The 23,243-nt window shown below is 44.5% G+C and carries 22 protein-coding genes, 2 tRNA genes and 1 other RNA gene; 8 read left to right on the forward strand and 17 right to left on the reverse strand.

Annotated features, from left to right (window positions below):
- The 5 genes from HUU58_00005 to HUU58_00025 form a co-directional block, all read right to left on the reverse strand.
- Window positions 1-313 (reverse strand): hypothetical protein (locus HUU58_00005; GenBank protein NUN44038.1); only part of this gene is annotated, 313 nt, incomplete at its 3' end.
- Window positions 314-432: 119 nt separating this feature from the next.
- Complete coding sequence (gene dnaX / locus HUU58_00010) at window positions 433-1,599, reverse strand: DNA polymerase III subunit gamma/tau (protein NUN44039.1); 1,167 nt, start codon at window positions 1,597-1,599, stop codon at window positions 433-435.
- Between the two features lie 165 nt (window positions 1,600-1,764).
- Window positions 1,765-1,863, reverse strand: an RNA gene (gene ffs / locus HUU58_00015) — signal recognition particle sRNA small type.
- A 95-nt stretch (window positions 1,864-1,958) separates the two neighbouring features.
- Window positions 1,959-2,042 (reverse strand) — tRNA-Tyr (locus HUU58_00020).
- 24 nt (window positions 2,043-2,066) lie between these two features.
- Window positions 2,067-2,139 (reverse strand) — tRNA-Thr (locus tag HUU58_00025).
- A gap of 202 nt (window positions 2,140-2,341) precedes the next feature.
- On the opposite strand from HUU58_00025, the gene HUU58_00030 reads away from it, so the two are divergent.
- The 3 genes from HUU58_00030 (at window position 2,342) to purL (ending at window position 7,038) form a co-directional block, all read left to right on the forward strand.
- Window positions 2,342-3,619 (forward strand): HlyC/CorC family transporter, encoded by a 1,278-nt coding sequence (locus HUU58_00030; GenBank protein NUN44040.1) that lies wholly within the window; start codon window positions 2,342-2,344, stop codon window positions 3,617-3,619.
- 91 nt (window positions 3,620-3,710) lie between these two features.
- The gene (gene corA / locus HUU58_00035; protein NUN44041.1) at window positions 3,711-4,763 is read left to right on the forward strand and encodes a magnesium/cobalt transporter CorA; all 1,053 of its coding nucleotides are present in this window, start codon (window positions 3,711-3,713) and stop codon (window positions 4,761-4,763) included.
- Window positions 4,764-4,779: 16 nt separating this feature from the next.
- Window positions 4,780-7,038: a phosphoribosylformylglycinamidine synthase subunit PurL gene (purL, locus tag HUU58_00040; GenBank protein NUN44042.1), complete on the forward strand. Its 2,259-nt coding sequence runs from the start codon at window positions 4,780-4,782 to the stop codon at window positions 7,036-7,038.
- Window positions 7,039-7,118: 80 nt separating this feature from the next.
- Here the strand turns inward: purL and HUU58_00045 are convergent, their stop codons facing one another.
- From HUU58_00045 to HUU58_00055, 3 genes are all read right to left on the reverse strand, one after another.
- Window positions 7,119-8,684, reverse strand: a complete 1,566-nt coding sequence (locus HUU58_00045) for a PglZ domain-containing protein (protein NUN44043.1) — start codon at window positions 8,682-8,684, stop codon at window positions 7,119-7,121.
- A 71-nt stretch (window positions 8,685-8,755) separates the two neighbouring features.
- Window positions 8,756-10,762 (reverse strand): DEAD/DEAH box helicase, encoded by a 2,007-nt coding sequence (locus tag HUU58_00050; GenBank protein ID NUN44044.1) that lies wholly within the window; start codon window positions 10,760-10,762, stop codon window positions 8,756-8,758.
- A gap of 123 nt (window positions 10,763-10,885) precedes the next feature.
- Window positions 10,886-11,275, reverse strand: a complete 390-nt coding sequence (locus HUU58_00055; GenBank protein NUN44045.1) for a hypothetical protein — start codon at window positions 11,273-11,275, stop codon at window positions 10,886-10,888.
- Window positions 11,276-11,363: 88 nt separating this feature from the next.
- Here HUU58_00055 and HUU58_00060 point away from each other — a divergent pair, with 88 nt between their 5' ends.
- The 3 genes from HUU58_00060 to HUU58_00070 are packed head-to-tail and all read left to right on the forward strand — an operon-like array spanning window position 11,364 to window position 13,290.
- Window positions 11,364-11,942: a hypothetical protein gene (locus HUU58_00060; protein NUN44046.1), complete on the forward strand. Its 579-nt coding sequence runs from the start codon at window positions 11,364-11,366 to the stop codon at window positions 11,940-11,942.
- 15 nt (window positions 11,943-11,957) lie between these two features.
- Complete coding sequence (locus HUU58_00065) at window positions 11,958-12,755, forward strand: hypothetical protein (protein NUN44047.1); 798 nt, start codon at window positions 11,958-11,960, stop codon at window positions 12,753-12,755.
- Window positions 12,756-12,774: 19 nt separating this feature from the next.
- Window positions 12,775-13,290 (forward strand): ferritin, encoded by a 516-nt coding sequence (locus HUU58_00070; GenBank protein NUN44048.1) that lies wholly within the window; start codon window positions 12,775-12,777, stop codon window positions 13,288-13,290.
- Between the two features lie 109 nt (window positions 13,291-13,399).
- Here the strand turns inward: HUU58_00070 and HUU58_00075 are convergent, their stop codons facing one another.
- Window positions 13,400-14,101 carry a hypothetical protein gene (locus HUU58_00075; protein ID NUN44049.1) on the reverse strand — a complete coding sequence of 234 codons (702 nt, stop codon included), beginning with the start codon at window positions 14,099-14,101 and terminating at the stop codon, window positions 13,400-13,402.
- A gap of 76 nt (window positions 14,102-14,177) precedes the next feature.
- A complete protein-coding gene (locus tag HUU58_00080) occupies window positions 14,178-15,158 on the reverse strand; it encodes a deoxyhypusine synthase family protein (GenBank protein ID NUN44050.1) in 981 nt (326 codons plus the stop codon).
- 156 nt (window positions 15,159-15,314) lie between these two features.
- Here HUU58_00080 and HUU58_00085 point away from each other — a divergent pair, with 156 nt between their 5' ends.
- Window positions 15,315-15,635, forward strand: a complete 321-nt coding sequence (locus HUU58_00085; GenBank protein NUN44051.1) for a winged helix-turn-helix transcriptional regulator — start codon at window positions 15,315-15,317, stop codon at window positions 15,633-15,635.
- A gap of 20 nt (window positions 15,636-15,655) precedes the next feature.
- On the forward strand, window positions 15,656-16,534 hold the full coding sequence (arsM, locus tag HUU58_00090) for an arsenite methyltransferase (protein NUN44052.1): 879 nt from the start codon (window positions 15,656-15,658) through the stop codon (window positions 16,532-16,534).
- Between the two features lie 148 nt (window positions 16,535-16,682).
- On the opposite strand, the gene HUU58_00095 is transcribed toward arsM, so the two are convergent.
- The 7 genes from HUU58_00095 to HUU58_00125 are packed head-to-tail and all read right to left on the reverse strand — an operon-like array spanning window position 16,683 to window position 23,233.
- A complete protein-coding gene (locus HUU58_00095; protein ID NUN44053.1) occupies window positions 16,683-17,051 on the reverse strand; it encodes a hypothetical protein in 369 nt (122 codons plus the stop codon).
- Between the two features lie 8 nt (window positions 17,052-17,059).
- Window positions 17,060-18,448 carry a class II fumarate hydratase gene (gene fumC / locus HUU58_00100; GenBank protein NUN44054.1) on the reverse strand — a complete coding sequence of 463 codons (1,389 nt, stop codon included), beginning with the start codon at window positions 18,446-18,448 and terminating at the stop codon, window positions 17,060-17,062.
- 18 nt (window positions 18,449-18,466) lie between these two features.
- Complete coding sequence (locus HUU58_00105; protein ID NUN44055.1) at window positions 18,467-19,009, reverse strand: hypothetical protein; 543 nt, start codon at window positions 19,007-19,009, stop codon at window positions 18,467-18,469.
- 39 nt (window positions 19,010-19,048) lie between these two features.
- The gene (locus HUU58_00110) at window positions 19,049-19,426 is read right to left on the reverse strand and encodes a hypothetical protein (GenBank protein ID NUN44056.1); all 378 of its coding nucleotides are present in this window, start codon (window positions 19,424-19,426) and stop codon (window positions 19,049-19,051) included.
- Window positions 19,427-19,447: 21 nt separating this feature from the next.
- Window positions 19,448-21,523 carry a transglycosylase domain-containing protein gene (locus HUU58_00115; protein NUN44057.1) on the reverse strand — a complete coding sequence of 692 codons (2,076 nt, stop codon included), beginning with the start codon at window positions 21,521-21,523 and terminating at the stop codon, window positions 19,448-19,450.
- Window positions 21,524-21,536: 13 nt separating this feature from the next.
- Window positions 21,537-22,844, reverse strand: a complete 1,308-nt coding sequence (locus tag HUU58_00120; protein ID NUN44058.1) for a NupC/NupG family nucleoside CNT transporter — start codon at window positions 22,842-22,844, stop codon at window positions 21,537-21,539.
- A gap of 59 nt (window positions 22,845-22,903) precedes the next feature.
- On the reverse strand, window positions 22,904-23,233 hold the full coding sequence (locus HUU58_00125; protein ID NUN44059.1) for an Hpt domain-containing protein: 330 nt from the start codon (window positions 23,231-23,233) through the stop codon (window positions 22,904-22,906).
- Between the last annotated feature and the right edge of the window lie 10 nt (window positions 23,234-23,243).

Below are 23,243 nucleotides of genomic sequence, written 5' to 3' on the forward strand. Positions count from 1 at the left end.
CGGCGGGCGACGGCTCAGGTACCGGCTCATCTTGATAGGCTACGCGCTCTACCGGGCGAATGATTTTTTCCGGCTCGAGAACCAAACGAACACGTTTTGTCGTGAATTGAGCGATCACACCGGCTACAAATTCACGTTCTTTTTGTACCATTTCGACCTGAAACGGTGTCACACCGCTCGTGGTAAAGCCCAATTTGAGTAAATCGCTTTGCAATTCGTAAGGCCAGGCCAACTCCAATACGGACCCGACACGACGCTTCTCGCGGTTGACTTCGACGACAATTTTTGACCAAGATTTACGAATTTCGCTCAATCCTCGTTCACCGTTTACCGGTGATTCTTTGGGCGGTTCCGTGACGACTACCGGCGTTGGTATTTCGGAATGTTTGACGGCTGGCGGTTTAAGAGGCGTTACAGGATTTACAGGAGCCGTTACGGCACTACTTTTTTTTTTACGGTCTCCGTATCGGGGTTCTCCAGTTTTCGGATGATCTCCGAAAGTTGAACGGAATCTTCCATACGAATAAGCTTCATCAGCATCAATTCGAATACAAAGCGTTGTTTGAGGCTCCATTTGACGCGTTGAATGGTCTCCGATACCAAATTCATCATGCGAATAAGGTCGGTTTCAGAAAATTGCTGCGATACGTCTGTAAATTTTTCGTGATAACTCTCATACACCGTCGTCAATGCCGATGCGCCGCAGGCTTTGGCCAGCAATACATTGCGTATATGCGCCATCAATCCGTGCAGAAACTCCGTCACATCAAGGCCTGCATCCAGTACGCGCGAGGCAAATTTGAATCCTTCGGAAACACTTTTATTGCGTATGATCGCCATCAGTTCAAAATATAACCCTGTTTCGATCAGCCCAAGCGCCTCACGCACGCGTTGGATACGCACCTGATTACCGCAAAAGGAAATCACCTGATCCAGCAAGGTCAGCGCGTCACGCATACCGCCGTCCGCCATTTGGGCGATTTCAAACAGTGATTCTTCGTCCATATCAATTTGTTCGATACGGCAGATATGTTTGAGTCGTCCGATGATTTTCTCGATAGCGACGCGTTTAAAATCGAAGCGCTGGCAACGTGATAAGATCGTCGGCAGGATTTTGTGGGGTTCGGTCGTCGCAAAAATAAATACGACCTGTGGTGGCGGTTCTTCGAGTGTTTTCAGGAGCGCATTAAACGCATCCTTGGTGATCATGTGAAATTCGTCAATGATATAAATCTTGTATCCGCCGCGTACCGGCAAATACCGTACATTGTCACGAATACTGCGAATCTCATCAATACCGCGATTCGATGCACCGTCAATTTCCAACACATCCAAACTGCGTCCGCCGGTAATTTCGAGGCAGGACTGGCATTGATTGCACGGCGTGATCGTCGGGCCGCCGTTTTCACAGTTGATGGCTTTAGCAAAAATACGCGCCGACGTTGTTTTGCCGACACCGCGCGGACCGGAAAAGATATATGCATGCGCGATGCGCTTGGATTCAATCGCATTTTTCAGCGTCGTGGTGATATGTTCCTGACCGATCACATCATCAAAAACCATCGGCCGATATTTTCGCGCAATTACAAGATAGGACATAGATATTTGGTTAAAATTTAATGCCGGCCAAGATAAAAGATTTTGGGGATAAAAAAAATGGAATTTTATACGTAAGAAGTTCTTTATAAAGCTGTTCGAAAGAACACGAATTAGTGACTAATTATCATCTTCTATCTAGATATTCAGCGTCAAAAAAATTAAAAAAAAGCCCAAGCTGTTACGGCACATCCAAGGGTGAGCTTACCGTTGCTTCCTTCCGGACCTGGCGGGGTTCAGCCTCCTCAAATTGCGTAAGGCTCGGGCGTTAATAAAACTTATTTCAAAACAACATGCGTTCAACGTCGAGATAACATAAGGTCGTAAACAATAAAACCCCGCCTAGGTAGCGAGGTTTTTCGTGGGCAGTGAAGGATTTGAACCTCCGTAGAGCATAGCTCGACAGATTTACAGTCTGTTGCGATTGACCACTCCGCCAACTGCCCAATGAACTTTTACTGCATAAGTAGAGCTGGTGGGCGGATTTGAACCGTCGACCTACTGATTACAAGTCAGTTGCTCTACCAGCTGAGCTACACCAGCAATATCTCTAATGTCTAAGAACAGTCTCAAAATTCGGGCGAAAATATAGATGATGCCGCACACTTTGTCAATGAATATTTTATGTATTTCATGAATTCTTCGCCATATCTAACCCTGATGCTTGACATTCAACCCTGTTTTGTTTACCATGACGCCACACTATGAAACCGTATTTGTTCTATCCCGCTCCCTTCTTCCTGATATGAGTGAAATATCACGCATCGAAATTTTACTCTTTTTTCTGCTTATTTTTATCGGCGGATTCTTCAGTAGTTTTGAAACGGCCATTTTATCCTTAGATAAGCTGTCATTCAAAAAAATTTTGAAACGCGGCGGCACGCGCTCCAAACTACTTGAGCTCTGGACATCCAATCAAAATGATTTTTTAACGGGTATCTACGTAGGTAATAACGCATTTAATGTCGGCGCCGCCGTATTGGCCGCCAGTGTCAGTGTGGATATTGCGCGGCTGTACGGCTACCGCGAAGCTTACGCTTTAGCCGTGGCCACCTTTTTGATTACGCTTTTTCTCCTGCTATTCAGCGAAGTATTGCCCAAATCCATCGCGCGCCATAATCCGGAAAAAACGGTTATGCTGTTGGCGACGCCGCTGCATATTGCGTTACTGATCCTCAAACCCTTCAGCGGTTTTTTTTCATGGGTTTCTCGTGTCGTCGTCACCGCAACGGGCGGCGAAACGCATCGCCGCAGCCTCAATGTAACCGAAGATGAAATTCGTGAAATCATCAATGCCGGCGAAGTGGCGGGTGCGATCGAACACAACGAACGTGAAATGATTCACAGCATTATTGAGTTCGGTGATACGCTGGTCAAAGAAGTCATGGTGCCTCGCGTGGATATGGTATGTGTGGAAGTCCAGACACCGATGGAAGAAATACTCCAAATCATGGCGGATGAAAAACTGTCCCGCATCCCTGTCTATGAAGAAAATATGGATACCGTCATCGGTGTGCTGCATATCAAAAACGTGATGAATTTTTGGCGTAAAAACATTCAAGATATGACGGCTATTGAATTTATCACCATGCCGTATTTTGTACCGGAAACCAAAAAAATTTCCGAATTATTGCGCGAATTTCAATCGCAACGTATTCAGATGGCGATCGTCGTGGATGAATACGGCGGAACGGCCGGTTTGGTGACGATCGAAGATTTGATCGAAGAAATCGTCGGAGAAATCAAAGATGAATACGATGATAACATTTCACTGATAAAAAAACAGGAAGACGGTTCTTATCTCGCGGATGCGAAAATTGAAATTTATCTCATTAATGAACAATTGCATTTGCATCTGCCCTCAGAAGAATACAGCACCCTCAGCGGGTTGATCCTTTGGCTTTTCAAACGTATGCCCAAAAAAGGTGATACCATCACCTACGAAGATGTTCGATTTACAATCATCGAATCGGACCGAAAGCGCATCCACAAGGTACTGATACAGCTCCTGCCTTCATCCTAGTTAAACCGATATGCATACATGGGATAATTCATTTGAATAATCAATCCCGCTGTATTACATTGCGTCGCTTTTTTTAAACGATTTTTATGATATGATCACCATTTACGCGCAATTATTCGGTAAAGAATTTGTCAATACGCTTACGTTTGACGAATTGGTGATTTATCTCAAAGACCCGCAGTGTATTTTCTGGATAGATCTCGATTCCCCCACGTTAGATGAAATTCACCAAATTCAGGATGCTTTCAATTTTCATCCGCTATGCATCGAGGATGTGATGAGTTATTCCAATTCGCCTAAATTGGACGAATTTGACGAATACATTTTCCTCGTAACGCACGAACCCCGAATGCATCCGGAAACCAACGAAATCGAACGTCCGGAAATTGATTTTTTCCTGGGTAAAAACTATCTCGTTTCCGTTCATCACGAACCAAGTCCTGCTATCGCCAAATCCATACACCGATGTGAAACGCAACTGTTGTATCATCAGGCTGCGCTATACGAAAAAGGTTCACGCGGTCGAACGGCGATTAAAGATAACTTTATGTTTAAAAATTCAGATTTTATTTTACATACGATCTTAGATCACATCGTGGATGATTATTTTCCTCTGGTTGAAAAATGGGAGGACGATATTGATCATCTTGAGGAACATGTATTGTCCGTTCGCGCCGAACGTTCGGTGCTCAACGAAATTCTAAAACTCAAGCGACAGTTGGCCGGCTTTCGCCGCACCGTATCCCCTCAGCGGGACGTACTGTCACGCCTTATTCACCTCCAGCATCCGGCGATGTCCAAGGCCTCGGTAGTCTACTTCCGCGATATTTTTGATCACCTTATTCGTGTCAACGAACTGATTGATACCTACCGTGATACGATGAGCAACGTTCTTGATGCCTACTATTCCGTACTCTCGCATCAAATCAATGAAAATTCGCATATCGTCAATATCATCATGAAGCGGCTTACGATCATCACAACCATTTTTATGCCGCTGACTTTTATTGCCGGTATTTATGGCATGAATTTTCACAATATGCCTGAAATACGGTGGGAATACGGTTATTATTATGCACTCGGCCTGATGGGCGCACTGGCGCTTTCCATGTTTTATTTTTTCAGAAAAAAATTCTGGTTCTAACATATACAGGAATACCATGCACACGACTAAAGCCATCGAACTTCATGAAATTCGCGAGCCCGAAGTAACACACAAACTCGCCAAAGATCACGGCCTCACAGACGAAGAATATGAGCGCATCCAACAAATTTTAGGTCGAAAACCTACGTTTACCGAACTTGGTATTTTTAGTGTAATGTGGAGTGAACACTGCAGCTATAAGAATTCCATTCTGATTCTTAAAACACTGCCCAAACAAGGCCAATTTGTACTCAAAGGCGCGGGCGAAGAAAATGCCGGGCTTATAGATATCGGTGACGGTTTAGCCGTGGCTTTCAAAATCGAAAGCCATAATCACCCGTCGGCTATCGAACCTTTTCAAGGTGCGGCGACCGGTGTTGGCGGGATTCTTCGCGATATTTTCACGATGGGTGCACGTCCCATCGCCGCTCTCAATTCTCTGCGCTTCGGACATTTGGATGATGAGCGCGTGCGCTATCTTTTTGCCAATGTTGTCAAAGGTATCGGCCATTACGGTAATTGTTTCGGCGTTCCTACCGTCGGAGGCGAAGTATATTTTGAAGAATGCTATACCGATAATCCGCTGGTCAATGCGATGGCCGTTGGCATAGTGCGTCACGATCAGACCGCCAGCGCCATAGCCAAAGGCGAAGGCAACCCCGTCATGATCGTAGGCTCTGCAACAGGACGCGACGGTATTCATGGCGCGACCTTCGCGTCAGAAGAAATATCCGAAGCGTCCGAAGCCAAACGCCCCAACGTACAAATCGGCGATCCGTTTACGGAAAAACTATTGCTTGAAGCAACTCTGGAGGCCATTCAGTCCGGTCATCTTGTGGGTATTCAGGACATGGGCGCCGCCGGTTTGACATGTTCCAGTTCCGAAACCAGCGCTAAAGGCGAATCCGGCATTGAAATCAATCTCGAACTGGTGCCGACACGCGAAGATAAAATGACGCCGTATGAGATTATGTTATCCGAAAGCCAGGAACGCATGCTGCTGATCGTCAAAAAAGGGTATGAAAAAGAAATTCAGAATATTTTCGAAAAATGGGACTTGCACGCGGTCACGATCGGTCATGTGACCAACGACAAACTGATGCGCGTAAAATACAAAGGCCGGGTATTTGCCGAAATTCCGGCGGATACGCTCGTTCTCGGCGGCGGCGCGCCGGTGTACAAACGCGAAACCGCGGAACCGGCTTATCTTAAAGAAACGCGCGCGTTGGATATCGCATCACTACCCCAACCTTCCGATCTTACATCGGTTCTTACACGGCTGCTGAGCACGCCCAATATTGCAAGCAAAGAATGGATATATGAACAGTATGACTCGATGGTACGCACCAATACGGTAACATTACCCGGCAGTGATTCGGCCGTGGTACGCATCAAAGGCACCAACAAAGCACTCGCGATGAATGTTGATTGTAATGGAAGGTATGTTTACCTCAATCCGCGTCGCGGCGGCCATATCGCTGTGGCCGAATCGGCACGTAACGTAGTTTGCTCCGGTGGACGACCCGCCGCTATTACCAATTGCCTCAACTTTGGTAATCCATACAAACCTGAAAATTACTGGCAATTCAAAGAAGCCGTCGAAGGCATGGGCGAAGCTTGCCGCATTTTTGATACGCCCGTTACTGGTGGGAACGTGAGCTTTTACAACGAAAGCCGTAACAATGCCGTATTCCCTACGCCGACTATCGGGATGATCGGAATTATCGAAGACCTCAAACATGCCACGACATCATGGTTCAAATCCGAAGGCGACAAGATATTCCTTATCGGAAAAAACGGAACGGATATCGGCGGTAGCGAATACCTGAAAACGATTCACGGTAAAATCAGCGGCGATGCACCATCGCTCGATATGACGTACGAAAAGAAAGTTCAGGATTTTGTATTGAATACGATCATCAAAGGCTGGGTTCGTTCGGCACACGATGTATCCGATGGCGGACTTGCCGTAGCTTTAGCCGAATCTTGTTATCAAGGTAAACCCGGCCACACTATCGGTGCTACAATTCGTCTTAACGATGCATTACGTCCTGATTTCCTGCTGTTTAGCGAAACGCAATCGCGCATCATACTAACAACCGATACGGAAAATGCAGAACGATTGAAACAATGGGCACAAACTCAGCATGTGGATTGTGTGGAGATCGGAGTCGTCGGCGGTAAAACTTTACGGATCAATGACTGGATCGTCATGCAAGCATCGGATATCGAACGCCTGCATCGTGGGGCGATACGTACCATCATGACCAAATAACTATTTCGCACAAAAAAGAGGAATAGGTTTAATTATTTGCATTAAACCTATTCCTCAAATAATAAAATACAGGTTACTGTTTAACGCTTTCCTTCCATCTCGATCACCGGCATAATCACCTCTTCGACCGAAATCCCGCCGTGTTGGAATGTATCATTGTAGTGATTCAGAAAATGGTGGTAATTCGTCGGATACAAAAAGTAATAATCTTCTTTGGCGATGATATAGTGTGTGTTGACCCCGCGTTTGGGCAGTTTATACTCCAGCGGATTTTTGATGAACATCGAATGTTTGGGATTGGACTTGATGTTCTTTCCGTATTTATAGCGCAAACTTGTTGATGTCTCTTTATCGCCGATAACTTCAGTACCATGCAAACTGCGAATACTGCCGTGATCGGATGTGATGACGATCTGACAGTCCAGTCTGGAAAGTGTTTTTAATATTTCTAAAAACGAAGAATGTGTAAACCATGAATTGCTCAGCGAGCGGTACGCCGGTTCGTGTGGAGCGATCTCTTTGATCACATGCGAATCGCTGCGCGTATGTGCGAGGATATCCAGAAAATTGAGAACGATCGCCGTCAGTTGTGAACTATTAACAAAACTGGTAATATTGGTCTCCAATTGCCGTGAATGTTCGGCGTTAAGTATTTTGACATACTTAGCCTCTGTTTCCATCGGTACACGATTGGATTTCAATTGGTATTCCAAAAGTTCTTTTTCAAACCGATTGCGACTGGAGTCATCTTCTTCACCTTTACTCCATATATCAGGAAATTTTTGCTCAATCTCGCTGGGCCACATTCCGCTAAAAATCGCATTACGCGAATACGGTGTTGATGTCGGGAGAATGCTATAATAGAACTTCTTATTGATATTAAAATACTCCTGCAACACCGATTCAAATCCTAGCCATTGATCAATGCGCAGACAGTCTATCACAATAAATACGACTTTACGACGTGCCGCGATTTTCGGAAATACGTAGTTACGAACAATATCAACTGAAAATTCCGGTCGTTGAGGCAATCCTGAGTTCACCCACCCGTGATAGTTTTTTTCGACAAACTTACCAAATTCGACATTACAAGCTTTGCGCTGATCCTCAAGCATCTGACGAAGCCCGGTATCCGTCAGTGCATCCAGCTCGACCTCCCACTCGGCCATGGATTGAGCGATATCATACCAATCCTTAAATTCTAGCCGATCCATCAATTTCTGTGAAATGCGATTAAACTCCTGTACATAATCACGCGAAATTTTTTGTTCCGTCAATTTGCGCGATTCGAAAATCTGTTTACACGCCATCAGGATCTGGCTGGGGTTGACCGGTTTGGTAAGATAAAAATCGATCTTCCGCCCGATGGCATCTTCCATCAGACGTTCTTCTTCACTTTTGGTGATCATCACGACGGGAATAGTGGGGCTGTTTTCTTTTATCTCTTCGAGCGTTGTCAGACCATCTTTGCCGTCCATCATCTCATCCAGCAATACAAGGTCATACTTCCGAGTGCGAACCTGACTGATCGCATCTTCACCGTTAGTGACGGGCGTTACTTCGTAACCGCGTTGTTCGAGAAATAAAATGTGGGGCTTGAGTAATTCGATTTCGTCATCCGCCCAGATGATGCGTTTTTTTTGCATATTGACCTCGGTGTTTGTTAAAAAAACAAGAGCGGTAACAATGACGAATCGGATTTACTCCTTTTGATGGGTTAAACGTCTACAATATCGGATAAGATTTCTGAATTTTCACGTACTTTATCATACTGACGGCGAACGTGCGTGAGTTGATTACCGAAACGTTCTAACTGTTGATTCATTTCTTTTTCATCCGTGCTACGCATAAAAATTTCCATCAACTGCTGTTCAAAATTCTTTTCGGTTTCGATATCGCCGAGTATGATATCCAGCTCGCCGATTACGAGTTCAAACATACGAATTTTATTAGCCAAAAGTTCCAATATACGCGATTCGATCGTATCGGTAACGGAAAGGTTAAAAACAAAAACGTCGCGTTCCTGACCCAGACGATGAACGCGCCCAATGCGCTGCTCGACACGCATCGGATTCCATGGCAAGTCATAGTTGATGATCTGACTGCAAAACTGAAGATTGAGCCCTTCCCCGCCGGCTTGCGTACTGATGAGCACTTGTTTGGATTTGCGAAACCTATCAATCGCCTCCTTACGCGCATGCGTCCCCGACAGTCCTCCGTGAAACAGCTCAACAGAAATACCTTCCTGCTCCAGCTCCATTTGCAGATGTTTCATCGTCTCAATGAATTCCACAAAAATTATAGTTTTGGAGGGAAACTTTTTTAGCAATTCGATGGTGGCCGCGCTTTTGCGGCTGATTTTGACGGCATCACAAAGCTCTACGAAATACGCCAGGCGTTCACGGGTTTTCGCCGGGTAATTACGATTCATAAAATTAATCAATGTATGCCGCGTAGCTTGCGGGCTACTGCAGACCTCGCGCTGCAGCGTGATCAGCGAAAGGATATGAACGTCAAAATTCGCTTCGCGGCGAAATTCCTCGCGCACATAATTCGTCACTTCACGGTAGAGTTCACTTTCGATCGGTGTGAGATCCAGATGATAAATCGCGGCTTTACGAGGCGGCAGATTGATGCCGACTTTATCGCGGCGATTGCGAATCATCACGTCCTGAAGAATGTGTTTAAGTTGATCCTCGTTATTGGGCAGGCGCGGATCATCCTTCAACATAAATTTTCGTTTGAAAGAGCGAATGGTCCCAAATAAGCCCGGTTTGAGTATGGTTACAAGGCTGTATAATTCGGTTAGATCGTTGTGAACGGGTGTTGCCGTCAACAAAAGCACATATTTTTTACGGATTTTGTTCACAAATTTGAAACCGATCGTCGAACGATGTTTGAGACGATGCGCTTCATCTACGATCAATAAATCAAAATCTCTCGACAGCAAAATATTGGCCGCTTCGTTACGTTTGGCCATATCAATCGAAGCAATGACTTTTGGCGCACGCCAATCGCTCTCCTGCTGCGGTACGACAAAATTCTCACCAAACTTCATAAGTAATTCATCTTGCCATTGTCCAACCAATGATGCCGGTGTTAAGATCAAAATATTTTTGGCTAAATTACGCTCAATCAGTTCTTTGGTGATGATTCCGGCTTCGATGGTTTTACCAAGCCCCACTTCGTCGGCTAAAAGAACTTGCCCGCGCATGCGTCGCAAAGCTTCAAGAGCAGTATTGATCTGGTAATCGTAGTGTGTGATATTCAGATCGTTTACAGCGATAAGACGGTCAAATCCTGAAATCAGGTTAAGGCGCTCGGCTTCGAGTCTTAATTGATAAGCATCGAGCGTATCGTATTGCTTTTTCGACAGAACATCCTGAAAACCCATATCCACTTTGATTTCTACCGGAGGCAGGTCAATCTTTTCCTGCTTAAAAAAATCAAGATGCATGTCGTTGGTTTGGAAATCATAACCGCAGCGAAAACACTCGGTCACGGCCGATTGATCCAGCCATCCACAGCGAGGGCAGCGTTTGGATGTGATGCTACGGGCTTTAGTATTAAAGCGTTTGGTAAAAGTTTTTTGTTGAGGAACTTCGATCCACTCGAAACGTTCATTTTTAGAGGAACCCGGAGTGGTGTGTGCTACGGTTTCCGAATGCGACCGAGGCTGGATTTCCAGATTATCAAACCGATTGGTATTTTTCTTTTCTGCCACGCTGTACCGATAATAAAAAACCAGCCTTTCGTTTAGGGCTGGCTAAAATGCATTACTTTATTGCTAAATCATGGCGCAAGTTACATCAAAAGCCGAGTAAAATCAAGACTTGGTTAGGCGCATCTAGTGAAGACGCACATAACGGTGCGTCCATCCGTCGTATTTATTTTCGCGTAAAATCAGCGAATCTTTTCCTTGCATCGTTATCCATTGATCTTTGGAAATACCTTGTATGCGTAGTAGTGGCGTGTCTTGGCCGGTAAACTCTGAGCGGCGCATTTCAGTAACATAGCGGCTTTTGTAGCTTACAGAATCCCCAACCATATAAAAAATGGCATGATCTTTTGTAAAGAGCAGCGATTTGTTTTGTTGAGTTTGTTCGACCGTAATGCGCTGTTCCATCAACCCTCCCTCACTCGCGTACCACTTCCAGCGCCCATACATGAGCGATGGATCAAATCCAGGTTGATCCTGAAGTACAAAAAAACACACGGCAAGCAATAACGTCTTCACAAGCTCCTCGTTTTCTGTTGGACATCAAACTAAATTGTCGTAATATTTCAATAAATTCAAGCGCCAATCTTGATACGGTTCATATTCATTGACTGATATTACGATATATACTTTTTTTCCGCTGATTTTTACGACGATTTTTTGGCACGAAGCCGGTGTTATTTTGTGGTTTCGCGCTTTAGAATCCGACTTCGGGCACTGGACAAACGCAGCGGCTGTCACACTGGTGATCGTCTCCGTGATTGATTTTTTTTGGCTCAAAATCATGTTCTTTTTATTTCATACATCATTTCAGCGTATCGGACAAACAGCCTGGTCACACCGCATAATCGCCCGATTGGAAGAAACTAAATGGTTTCCCCGATTTCGCGGTTTTTTTGTGAAAAAAGAAATAGACCATCAAACCGCTGAAATACCTGATGAAACATCAGGCTTCAAACGGTTTATTAAAAAGACCGGTTATTGGGGTATTTTATTTTGCGGTTCATTACCCGGGCCCGGTGTGAAAGAAATAGGAATTATCATGGCGCTGACGCCTAAATACCGCGACCGGGGATTTATGCTGATGTATATCGGCGGTGTGATCAAAACGATAATGACTATGCTTGTGTACGGCGGGCTTTATAATCTGATCGAACATTATTTGCGAAACCAAATCGCTTTTTAACTCCGGAGGCGTTTTATGGAAGGCATTATCATCGGGCTGGTTTGTTTCGGCATTGCCGCTCTCCTGCTCTATTTCAGAAAAAAAAATCAGGATAAATTATTAGAAATCAAGTTTGTCAAAACTTCCACCGCTCAGGAACTCAAGGAAATTTGCAAACAAGTCAACGATGAACTATCCACGACGGGCGCATTTCGGCAACAAACGGAAGTCAAGGGTGTGATCAAATGTGCTCATCCGATCACATCCGAATTGGCCAAGCAGCCCTGCGTGTGGTACGAAATGAGCGTGGATGAACGATATGAAGAAACTTATACGGAACGCGATCAAAACGGCCGCGAAGTGCGTCGCACACGAACCGGCACTGAAAATGTGGCCTCCAATAGCCAACGTGTGCATTTTGAAGTGGAAGACGCGACCGGTCGCATCACGATCAATCCCAACGACGCCGACATCGAAGGAACGCAGGTTCTCAACCGCTATGAACAGAATTTTTCCGGAGGGCGCATCCAACTCGGCGCGTTTTCGATGAATATCAATATGGGTCGAAGCGGACGACGTATTTTAGGTTATGAATTTACCGAATCATTGATACCACTGGATCGCCGCGTGTATGTCCTCGGTGAGGCTTCCGATGCCTCGGGCGAACTCATGGTTCAAAAACCGGAAGACAAAGAAAAACCCTTTATTATCACCCTCAAATCCGAAGAAGAGCTGACGCGCGGTACCGAGTCAACTATTCGCAATCTGATGATCGGCAGTATCGTCCTCGTCGTCATCGGGCTAGTTGCCATAACATACGGCATCATGAAATAAATATAGAAAGGTCTTACTTATGCTAAGTAAAAAATTGCAAGAAGCATTCAACGAACAGATCAATCGCGAATTTTTTTCAGAATATCTCTATCTCTCCATGTCGGCCTGGTGCAAATCGGGAAATATGGATGGTATCGGAAATTATTTTCATGTGCAGGCACAAGAAGAGCACCAGCACGCTATGAAATTTTTTAATTTTATTCATGATCGTGGCGGCACCGTAACCCTAAAGGCACTGGACGCGCCCCAATCAAAATTCAAATCCCTTATCGAAATTTTTGAACAGACACTGGAGCATGAACAATTTATCACCAAAAGCATCAATACGCTCATGAGTACGGCTCTTAAAGAAGACGATCATGCGGCGGTAAGCTTTTTAAAGTGGTTTATTGACGAGCAAGTCGAAGAGGAAGCTTCGGTATCTAAAATCCTGCACAAAATCAAGTTGATCAAAGGCGAAGGTCACGGATTATTGATGATTGATGCAGAGCTTGGCCAACGGAAGTTTACACCGGATACAGGCAACGGCGAATAAGCTTCACATAACTGGGATTTATCTAAAAACAAAAGCCTCCGTATGTTGACGGAGGCTTTTTTTATGCTAACAAATCATATTAATTGATCAATTAAATAAGAAATATTGATCACTTTTTAGGCAGCGAAGAAATCATTATGGCATTGAGAATTAATTTTTTCATGTTAGGCTCCGCGAACGGATTATAGCCTTCATAATTACCGGCACAAGCCATTTGGATTACTTCACCTTGTCCCCACGTATGGGTAACAAGCGCATCTCCAGAACTGCTTCCTTTAATATGCACAGTTCCAAAACGTGCTGTCCCAATATTGGATCCGCTACTAACCGTAAACGTAGTATCCAAACCCTCTGTTAATTCGTTAAACAATTGCACGGTATATGTTTCTGTACCTTCACGACCACTTGATCTTAAAACAGGAACAATGGTATCAAGCACCGTATACCGATCTTCGCTGATCTCATAAGCAACCCATTCCATAAAGATCAAACGGCCTCCGTTGGCAACAAAATCAAGCAGAGCCTGTTGCCCTTGTTCAGGCATACCAAACTCGTAACCTTCACCGTCACACAGAATAACTGTTGAAATATTTCCTGCATTTAATTCATCACCATAAAATCCGGAATCCATCTGTACGGTAGAAAAAGTCAATGAATTAGCTGATAAAATCGTATCTAGTGATAATTCCGTAGCCCCATCACCGATGATCAGTATATCTCCGTCGCGTGTGATACTTGTTTCGCTATCTCCGCCGCAGGAAATAATTGATAATGCGAAAACAAGCCCAACCCAATAATGGCTTTTTTTCATACTCTTCTCCTCTTTATAAATAAATGAGAACCGAACCTTCATCAAAATTTTTCGCAGGAAGCAACTTCGCTGCAAATCACCATCCTAAAATATACGCAAACATCAGCGGCGCCACAATCGTCGCATCGGATTCGACGATAAATTTAGGTGTGTCTATACCAAGTTTGCCCCATGTGATTTTTTCGTTGGGCACAGCGCCGGAGTATGAACCGTAACTCGTCGTCGAATCGCTGATCTGACAGAAATATCCCCACAGGGGCACATTAGTACGTTGCAGGTCCTGATGCAGCATGGGAACAACGCAGATCGGAAAATCGCCGGCAATGCCGCCGCCGATTTGAAAGAAACCGACAGAATGTTCTTTGGAACGTTCGGTGTACCAATCAGCCAGTCGCATCATATATTCGATCCCCGTGCGGACGGTATGAACATTTTTTACGTCGCCGCTGATGACGTGTCCCGCATACATATTACCCAATGTAGCATCTTCCCAACCGGGAACGAACATCGGCAGATTTTTCTTAGCCGCGGCCATCATCCAGCTATCTTTGGGATCAATCTGATAATATTTTTCTAATTTTCCACTGAGGAGAATTTTATACATAAATTCGTGAGGGAAAAAACGTTCACCGGCTTTATCGGCTTTCACCCATTCTTCCAATACAGCCGACTCGATCCGCCGCATGGCTTCACCTTCAGGAATGCAGGTGTCCGTGACGCGATTCAAATGACGATCAAGTAATTTTTGTTCGTCTTGCGGTGTCAAATCACGATAGTGCGGCACACGAACATAGTGATCATGGGCAACAAGATTAAAAACATCTTCTTCCAAATTGGCACCCGTGCATGTGATCGCATGGACTTTGTCCTGCCTGATCATCTCCGCCAAGGATAGTCCGAGTTCTGCCGTACTCATGGCCCCAGCTAACGTAACAAACATATGTCCGCCGTTTTCGAGATGTTTGATATACGCTTTGGAAGCATCCATCATAGACGCCGAATTAAAATGGCGGTAATGATGATCCATAAATTGACTAATCGAGCTGTGTGGTTTCATGTTTTTATCCTGTATGTGAATGTTTATCAATGATTTCCGTGCGCTTAAGATAACCATTTATGAAAAAAATGAAAGTTTTTTTTAAATCCTGCTTGACAAACGAAACATTTTGAATTATTATATCGTATATTTACGATAAACGATAAAGAAAAACTTATGGCACAAAGCAAAGCCCTCGAATTTAAACAAGAAGAAATCTTATTGGCTGAATTTGCCAAAGCACTCGCTCATCCGGCACGGATTGCAATTCTCAAAGAACTGGCCCGGCGCAGCGAATGTATATGCGGAGATCTCGTTGAGGTGTTACCGCTCGCACAATCCACTGTTTCACAGCATTTAAAGGAATTACAAAAAATCGGCTTAATTCAAGGTGAAATTGACGGCCCGAAATCCTGTTACTGTATCAATAAGAAGAATATGGACAAGTATTTAAGCATTCTTAACAAATTTTTTAATCACATCGAATCGTGTTGTTAACAAAAACCAAAGGAGTAACTATGGTAAATGATGAAAAACTAAAAGAAGTCGTTCGTGAAAAATACGGTCAGATTGCGCTGACCACATTGAACGACAATGCCGGTTCATGCTGCGGCGTCGGTGGCTGTGGCACTATCGATTACAATATCATGAATGAAGATTATTCACAGCTTGATGGTTACAATCCCGATGCCGATCTCGGTTTGGGGTGCGGTATCCCGACAGAATTTGCACAAATCCGTGCGGGCCAGACCGTCGTGGATCTGGGCTCCGGTGCAGGTAACGATGCTTTTGTTGCCCGTAAATTGGTTGGACCGTCCGGCTTTGTTATCGGCGTGGATATGACGCCTGCTATGATTGATCGTGCGCGTCAGAATAATGAAAAACTGGGTTATAAGAATGTCGAATTTCGCCTGGGTGAAATAGAAAATATGCCTGTGGCTTCAAACAGCGTGGATGTCGTCGTGAGTAACTGTGTACTCAATCTTGTACCGAATAAACTCAATGCCTTTGCGGAAGTACATCGTATTATGAAACCCGGCGCACGTTTCTCTATTTCGGATATCGTATTGGACGGCAAACTTCCGGCCAATATCGCTAAAGCGGCCGAAATGTATGCCGGTTGCGTTTCCGGTGCGATTCAGAAACACGAATATATTGATATCGTCCGTAAACTCGGTTTCACGGATATTCAGTTAGTCAAGGATCGAGAAATAAACTTGCCGGATGATATTTTGGCTCCGTATCTGAATAAAGAAGAAATTGCTGAATTTCGTAAATCCGGTGCGCGCGTCGTAAGCATCACGGTAGTAGCACAAAAAAGTACTCAAGTGCAAACCGGTTGTTGCTCGGATGGCAATGTAGCCAAATCCAAAGCCGGCGGTTGCGGCTGTAATTAGAAAAAAGAAAAAGGCTGTTTGGCATGCGCTCTCATATTCAATAATGAGAGGCTTGTATTCACAAAAATTTTGCAATTTGATATTAAAAATAATCTATGCAAAGCTTCGATGTGAACTGTCAAACAGCCTTTTCTATTTCTACAATCTACTACTTACCTGTACGTGCTTTGATAAAAGAATGTACACACAAGGCTACAAATACAATACAAAGCATGGCCATAACAGCTTGAAATGTCACGGCTATAGGCCTTTCAACTTCCGTACCGCCTAACATTGCAATAAATCTAAGCATGCCTTTGAATGTGCCGATGATGCCCAATAATCCCAGTATTGCGGCGGCGTGCATAAGATGTTTACGCATGGATTCTTTTTGCATAGCTATCCAGCCTAAGAGCACAAACGCAATTCCGAAAATAGACGGAATAAGCGCTGTAGTGCTGGACATACCGCTTGCAACATACCCTGCTATACCGATTGCAAAAAGCAACCAACCAAAATTGAAAGTGATACGAGGCATAAATCTCCTTAGGATGGGTTAATCATTTTTTCGGGACGAACAACTTCATCAAATTTTTCAGACGTTAACAAACCCAATTGAATTGCCGCTTCTTTGAGGGTGATATTATCATGAAACGCCTTCTTAGCGACTTTGGCCGCATTATCATAACCGATATGCGGATTTAAAGCGGTAACTAACATGAGGGAGTTATCCAGATGTTTTTTGATCACATTGGTGTTGGGTTCAATACCGACTGCACAATGTTCATTAAACGAATCGCAGGCGTCACCAAGTAAACGAATTGAATTCAGAAGATTAAAAATCAGTACCGGTTTATATACGTTTAGTTCAAAATTACCTGAAGCGCCGGCAACATTGATCGCGGCATCATTACCCATCACTTGTGCACACACCATGGTCATAGCTTCGCACTGCGTGGGATTGACTTTACCGGGCATGATGGAACTTCCTGGTTCATTATCCGGTATAGATATTTCACCGATCCCACAGCGCGGGCCGGAAGCCAGCCACCGTACGTCATTGGCTATTTTCATCAGCGATGCCGCCAATGTTTTAGTTGCGCCGCTCGCAAACACGATCGCATCATGCGCCGCTAATGCTTCAAACTTATTCGGCGCACTGCGAAACGGCAGGCCCGTAATTTGTGCGATATGTTTTGCACCGGTTTCGGCAAACTTAGGATGCGTATTAAGCCCTGTTCCGACCGCCGTACCACCCAAAGCCAGTTCGTATAATCCGTCGAGTACATGCTCAAGTCGTTTGACATTGTTATCCAGTTGTTGGACATAACCGGAAAACTCCTGCCCCAGGGTCAACGGAACAGCATCCATGAGGTGGGTGCGTCCGATTTTGATCACATCTTTAAACGCATCCGACTTTTGTTGGAGTGTCGTGCGAAGCAATTTTACTTTGGGAATCAAGTGATGCACGATGCGTTCTGCGGAGGCGATATGCATGGCCGTCGGAAATGTATCATTGGACGACTGGGCTTTATTTACATCATCATTAGGATGAATGGGTTTTTTACTGCCCATCGTGCCGCCGGAAATTTCAATAGCGCGATTGGAAATCACCTCATTTGCATTCATATTGGTTTGTGTGCCGCTTCCCGTCTGCCATACAACCAAAGGAAAATGATCATCCAACTTTCCGGCAATCACTTCTTCACAGGCTTTGATAATCAATTCGGCTTTATCTTTGGTCAACGCCCCCAATTCCTGATTGGCCATCGCGGCAGATTTTTTCAAAATGCCGAGTGCACGTATCATTTCACGCGGAAAGCGATCGCCGCCTATTTTAAAATTGGAAAGTGAGCGCGCCGTTTGAGCGCCATAATAACGATCCGACGGGACTTGTACTTCACCCATGCTGTCGGTTTCAATTCGAAAACTCATGTCGTATTTCTCCTGAATTTAATCGCAGTTATTTTCGGTTTCATACCATGTGCGTTTGCACGCACCGGCATCATCTTTGGTAAAATATAAAACAATAATTTTCCCGTTAAGGCATGTCTCAAATCCACCTATGCATGTGGTTAACGCATGATGATCTTTATCGTTTTTGACTGCTTGCACATCAAGCATAGCATTGAGCTGGGTCAATACTTCCGTATCCGTTATTTCTTTACGAATAGTGCGCGTAACCCCGCCCGGCAGTAAAAGAGTATTATTTTCTTTATTGAACGGCAAATAATCGGCCCATTGACCCATCTTTTTCAGATTAGCACGCACTTTGCGCAGCTCATCTTTAGATTTTTCATTTTCGTCTTTCTTCTTGGCCAGTTCATCGGCGGCCATCTGGGGGGCATTTTGAGTATTAGCCAAATTTTCTTTTGCTTTTTCCGTTTTAGCACGCGCTTCATCCAGTTTGCTCATATCTGATTGAGTTGCTTTTTTGGGGCCACACGAAGATACGATCACAGCGATAACCGTCAATAATACTATGAATGATTTCATATTTATTTCTCCATAAAATAATGTATAAACATACTGGTTCTAGGACTCTATTTCTAATACTATTTTTAACCTACGAAGCAAATCCGACACCTCTTCTTCGCGAATATAACGGAAATCAAGATGAAATGAATTTTGTGAAATATATCCCATAATGGACGGTTGGCCTGAAGCGAGGCGATCATAGATTTCCGCAGGCGATATCCGCGAAGATTGTATTTTGATGGCAACACTGTCATGAAGCCCGTCTAAAGAATGAATCTCCTCAAGGGTACAAGACATATTGATTTTATTACGAAAAGCTACGTACACCTGAATCGCTCCATCACGGCAGGCCTCTGATGAAGACCCATCGCCGATGATCCCCGATTGTTCGATACCGTGTAGTGATGCCCCCGTTCCATTGATTATTTGATTCATTCGTATTGTCCGATAAAATTTTTATTCTCTGATCGTTGGCAATGAAAATTCCACATCGCTGTCCGTCGAATCATGCAGGGCATAGTCTTTAATCCATCGTTGTGCCGAACCGCGCACCGTAAATGTAACCGGAATGGCCGCCTGCATAGCCACTGAATCTATTACTTTTTTATCTTCCAGCATACGCACGATCAGGTTCATAAAATCCTGGTGCTTCTTTTTGGATTTGCCGGATTCGAAATAGCGTTCATACTTTTTGGGATTAGGCAATATCGTAGCCAAAAACGCGGCCTCTGGTACCGTCAATTCTTTCGGCTTTTTCTTAAAATAAAATTCCGCCGCGTGCGCGATGCCGTGCACATCGGGCCCCCACTCTACGATATTGAGGTATATCTCCATCAATCGTTTTTTATGTTTTTCTTTGTTTTTTTTCAGCGAATCCAGCGCCAGGTCGTGATTCATCAGCCAGGTTATCATCATTTCTTGGAATTTGCGGCTAATCGTTTTTTCACGGCTCAGAAAAATATTCTTAACCAGTTGCATCGAAATCGTACTGGCACCGCGTGCGAATTTTTTTTCACGGATATTATCCCGCATAGAACGTTCGATCTGAAGCACATTGAATCCGTCATTTTTGAAAAAGGAATTATCTTCACACGCAATGACAGCCTGCATAACCAACGGCGGTATGCTGTCGTACGGCATGTAGTATGCATTTAGCGGACCAACCCATATCATGCTGTCCTTTTCCATCTCGGTTTTAAAATGGTACAAAAACGTGTCGCGCAATGCGTAAACATGAATGGAATCGCCGTACGTTTCCACTTTAAAATCGCTGCTGATATGCAATGCGGGATCAAACCGGATGCTGTCAATCTGCGCCAAATCAAGTCGAAACCGTGTTTGGTAGTCAAATTGACCTTTTACACGCATTCCGTCTAAGCGACGTATTATCGGCTTAGGTATCGAACTTAAAAAATCATCCATTGTTGTGGGCGGCATTCTCATCGTGACGTCCCACACGGGAAATTTTCTAAATGGTTTGGCTACACCGGAGAAAAAGGCATGAATCGTATTGAGGTAAACCCGTGTTTCGGGGTGAATAATGATACTGTCCGGGTCCGCTGTAATATGAAGATCAAAACCGACGTTAATATCTTTTAGTTTTTCATCTGAAAGCGATTCCGATACAATATCGAGGTTTTGAATATCCAGTTTGGCTTTGAGCGTATTCTGATTACCGTATCCTTCGATGCTGTGTATTTTAAATTCAACGCCCTTGAGCGCAATCACGGCATCGGTCCAATTTTCCAAAAAAGGAATTCGGAAATCGGAATCAAAAAAACTTTTGACATAAAGCGCATGATCTTGGTGATCCATGGTGCCGGATATCGTAACACCATTTTTTTGTTTTCCGCGATATACCGTACCGGTCAGATCAAATTCAGCATCCCGAAACAGGCTTTCTTTAAGGCTGATGTGCATCTCATCCAGCCGCAGGCTTTCACCCCATTCGGATACCGGTTTACGTTTCTTCCACACCGTTCGTTCTTCGAGATGAATCCATGATGCGTGGCGGATTTCTATTGACGGTAATTTCTTGTCCAGATACGCCGTCACCCAGCGTTCGATCAGATTCACTTGCGGCTTGGCATTGGTGTCGACCGGAATGTTTTGACCTCGCCACGATTGCCAAAATTGCAGCCAATTATTCTGACCGTCCAAACTGCGTGTAGAAACAATATGAACCGAGTCCATCTGCAACGCGCGGATATAATTACCGGTGAGAAATCCCCAAAGATAAAAATCCAATGTCACTCGCTCTAATCGCAGCAATTCTTTATAACCGGAAGCATGCGATGAATCACCGATCAGTACAAGCGACTGCACGGTTAATCGAGAGGCGGCCGGAAAATCAAGGCTGTCGATCATTACACGGTAACCCGTGCGTGCAGCAAGGCGATCCGCCGTTTCGGATATTTTAGTTCGGATCATATAATGCGCAAGTTGGGGCGCTCCGAACACGGCGGTGAGAATAAATACTAAAAGAAACGCCGTTACATGTATTTTATAACGGCGCCATTTTTCCAAATTCATGAACACACTTTCTTCAGAGCAAAATTCCGCCGATCGTTCCGGTTAATAATGTCGCTAATGCACCGCCGAGCACAGCCCGCAATCCAAGGGCCGCAATATCTTTTCGACGCTCCGGCGCCAATGGTGATATACCGCCGATCTGAATAGCTATCGAAGAAAAATTGGCAAAGCCGCATAACGCAAACGTAGCAATCATGATGGATTTATCCGAAGTAAGCAGCCCGCTTTTGATCATGCCGGCCATATCGGAGTACGCGACAAATTCGTTTAATGCGATTTTCGTTCCAAGTAAACTGCCGACCTGCATGGCTTCACTCCACGGCACACCGGAAATAAACGCGATCGGCGCAAGAACATAACCAAAAATCATTTGTAGGGATAGATCCGGAACCGCAATAAGCCCGCCGATCCATCCGGCTAAACCATTAATCAAAGCGATCAACGCGATAAAAGCTAAAAGCATGCCGGCGACATTGAGCGCCAGTTGCAAGCCATCGGCCGCTCCGCCGGCCGCAGCTTCGATCACATTGGATGCATTTTTTTCAACATCCATTTTGACGGAACCTTTCGTCACAGGTTCCTCCACTTCCGGAAAAATAATTTTAGAAATCAATAACCCGGCCGGGGCTGCCATAATACTTGCGCCGAGGAGCTGTGTCGCAAATAATATCTGACCTTGTTCGACACCTACGCCATGCACTTCGGCATACGATTTACCCAGCATCTGGATATAGGCGGCCATCACACCACCGGCAATCGTTGCCATACCCCCGACCATGATGGTGTACAGTTCTGAATTGGTCATGGTCTTGATAAATGGTCGAATCATAAGCGGCGCTTCGGTTTGACCGACAAAAATATTCGCTGTATTGGAAAGCGATTCCGCTCCGCTCGTGCCCATCAGTTTGGCCATTACCCAAGCCATACCTTGCACTACTTTTTGCATGATACCGAGATAATAAAGAACCGACATTAGCGAAGAAAAGAAAATGATCGTAGGTAAAACTTGAAACACAAAAAAGAAACCCATGCTGCCTTCCGTTCCCGGGCTCAATGCGAGATTTCCAAAAACAAATTGTGCACCTTTAGTCGTATAACCTAAGATCGCAACAATGCCGGCGCCTATTTTTTCAAATCCTACGGCTACGAGATTAAATGGAAATCCTAAAGCATGGCCTTTGATCACAAGTATGCCAAAGACGATCTGGATTAAAAAACCCATGCCAACCAATCGCCAGTTTACCCGCTTTTTGTTATTACTGACCAAAAAAGCAATACCGATGATCGCTGCTACACCGAGAAGTCCCGTAAATCGCTCCATGTGCACTCCCGAAGTTATTTATTATTAAAACACATCACTGTAATTCTAATTTCGCCGACCTAAACCGGAATTAATTTTTTCAACTCTTCCAACGATTCAAGATAAACCCTGTCTAATTCTGAAATTTTTTCAGAGGCTTCTTGCAAACGATTCTCTTTACCTAAAACTTCTATGGTTTGACAAATTTCTGCAAGATGTTTTGCGCCTAAATTAGCGCTGGAACCTTTGAGGCTGTGTGCTTCATGACTTAAACTCAATCCGTCATGCTGTTCCAGAAATAATTTAATTTTAGCAATACTGGGCGGCGCATTTTTTTGAAACAAATTTAATAATTCTTTGAAAAGCGCACCCTTCCCGCGTTTGCCGACATTCAGCAATTGTTCGATCATTGCGTATTCG

Source organism: bacterium (assembly GCA_013360215.1).
Taxonomy (GTDB): Bacteria; CLD3; CLD3; order SB21; family SB21; genus JABWCP01.